Below are 1,498 nucleotides of genomic sequence, written 5' to 3'. Positions count from 1 at the left end.
GACAAAGTCAATGTTAACACTTCTGCAAGACCATCTACTGATACTCAGCAAAGTCTAACGGTTAAGGTCAGCGGGGCGAGACCTTGCCATAAGTGTCTAGAATTTCATTCACCGCAGCCTGGATACTTGCCTCATCGGTGATGTCCATACGCAGCGGGTGAGCACCCAACTCTCTAAGGTTAGCCATTTTCTCGACACTACGTGCCGCCACTACCACGGTCAGACCATCCTTCAGCAGAGATTTGGCCATTTCTTTGCCCATACCCGATGATGCCCCGGTAATAAGTGCAACTTTGGATTTACCATTTGCCATGATCTTGAAATTCCCTGTGTGTAGTGGACTCGTTAATATTAAACTGAGAAACTAGCAACCTTCACAGATTTTGTTAGTGCTACTGTCAAGCGATCGCGCTTAATACGGTCAATTTCTTTGAGAGTAAATGATGTTAACTAACTCGTACCGCAACTAGGGCAGCTCACCATAGGTACATTTTCAATCACCAGTAGATCTTTTCCTTTCCCATAGGCTCGAGATCCGTAGCGAGTTCTAGCTTCAGGAAAACCACAAACATGGCAAACAGTAAAATCTTCAATTTCAGAGTGCATAGAGTTTGATGATTATAACCTTGCCAGATGAGCCTAGCTTAACAATTACTTCCACCAACTGCGATAAATCATAAAATTATGTAATGCTTGGCTTTTGCAACAGCCTTTCTCACACTTTCATTACCAAATACTTAAATCGCCTGTGCCCCATGGATGGGGCACAGGCGACGGAGGTCAGAAAAAAACCCTAAGAGCGATTAGAAACTGACAGCAATCCAACCTATGGTTTCGGTTGTATGTTTTCCATCTGACAGAGCCTGCCTTGGACCACCCCGAACTAATTCGTTCATTTTGAACTTAAAGCCCTTCGTGGTTACATCTGCGATCCTGACACCAGGGGTATCTGCTCCATTAAAGGTTTGAACCATTGGAATCACGATCACATCTGAGCCTTCCCGAAATGGCTCTGCGAAGAACACTTCTTTAAATGTGCTTGTGTCATTATTTTTTGTTACCACTGGGCCTGGCGAAGACAGCTTAATAATGCCTGCTTGAATCGACGCATGAGCTGGGGTAGCAATGAGTACCAGTGCAGCCATCAAAGACATGAAAAATATCGCAACTCGCTTCATAATCTCCTCCTTAAAATGTGAAATGAGAAAAGCGAAAGAAGTCTTTTAGAGTTAACCTTACTAAGAATATCGTGAGCAGAACTGACACTGCCAAGGTAATTTTGGCATGTTTTATCAAACAAAACGCATAATAAGCCCATTTTTGGGTTATTTTTGCGTAATTACTGATCAGTTTACCAATTTATGAAGAATGATTAAGCTACTCTAGGATCTGAGTTACCCGTGAGAATCTGTCCCTACTGGCGAGGTCTAGCGGTTGAATCAGCCACCAGCAGTATCCGTGACGCTCCTACACTTCGCGATTGGGTAAGTGTAGGCTT

At 43.6% G+C, this 1,498-nt stretch carries 3 protein-coding genes; all 3 read right to left on the bottom strand.

What is annotated here, in order from left to right:
* Positions 1-67 precede the first annotated feature (67 nt).
* The 3 genes from F6K49_RS48235 to F6K49_RS48230 all read right to left on the bottom strand — a co-directional run bounded on the left by F6K49_RS48235 (position 68) and on the right by F6K49_RS48230 (position 1,178).
* The gene (locus tag F6K49_RS48235) at positions 68-313 is read right to left on the bottom strand and encodes an SDR family NAD(P)-dependent oxidoreductase (protein WP_293109755.1); all 246 of its coding nucleotides are present in this window, start codon (positions 311-313) and stop codon (positions 68-70) included.
* Between the two features lie 137 nt (positions 314-450).
* On the bottom strand, positions 451-606 hold the full coding sequence (locus F6K49_RS54065; RefSeq protein WP_366514352.1) for a YgiT-type zinc finger protein: 156 nt from the start codon (positions 604-606) through the stop codon (positions 451-453).
* 197 nt (positions 607-803) lie between these two features.
* Positions 804-1,178 carry a hypothetical protein gene (locus F6K49_RS48230; protein WP_293066975.1) on the bottom strand — a complete coding sequence of 125 codons (375 nt, stop codon included), beginning with the start codon at positions 1,176-1,178 and terminating at the stop codon, positions 804-806.
* Positions 1,179-1,498: the final 320 nt, after the last annotated feature.

The organism is Moorena sp. SIO3I6 (assembly GCF_010672095.1).
This window is presented reverse-complemented; position numbering and strand designations above follow the sequence as displayed.

Excerpts from the sequence above, each read along its gene's own strand:
- F6K49_RS48235 (WP_293109755.1), bottom strand. The coding sequence starts at position 313 with ATGGCAAATGGTAAATCCAAAGTTGCACTTATTACCGGGGCATCATCG.
- F6K49_RS54065 (WP_366514352.1), bottom strand. The coding sequence starts at position 606 with ATGCACTCTGAAATTGAAGATTTTACTGTTTGCCATGTTTGTGGTTTT.
- F6K49_RS48230 (WP_293066975.1), bottom strand. The coding sequence starts at position 1,178 with ATGAAGCGAGTTGCGATATTTTTCATGTCTTTGATGGCTGCACTGGTA.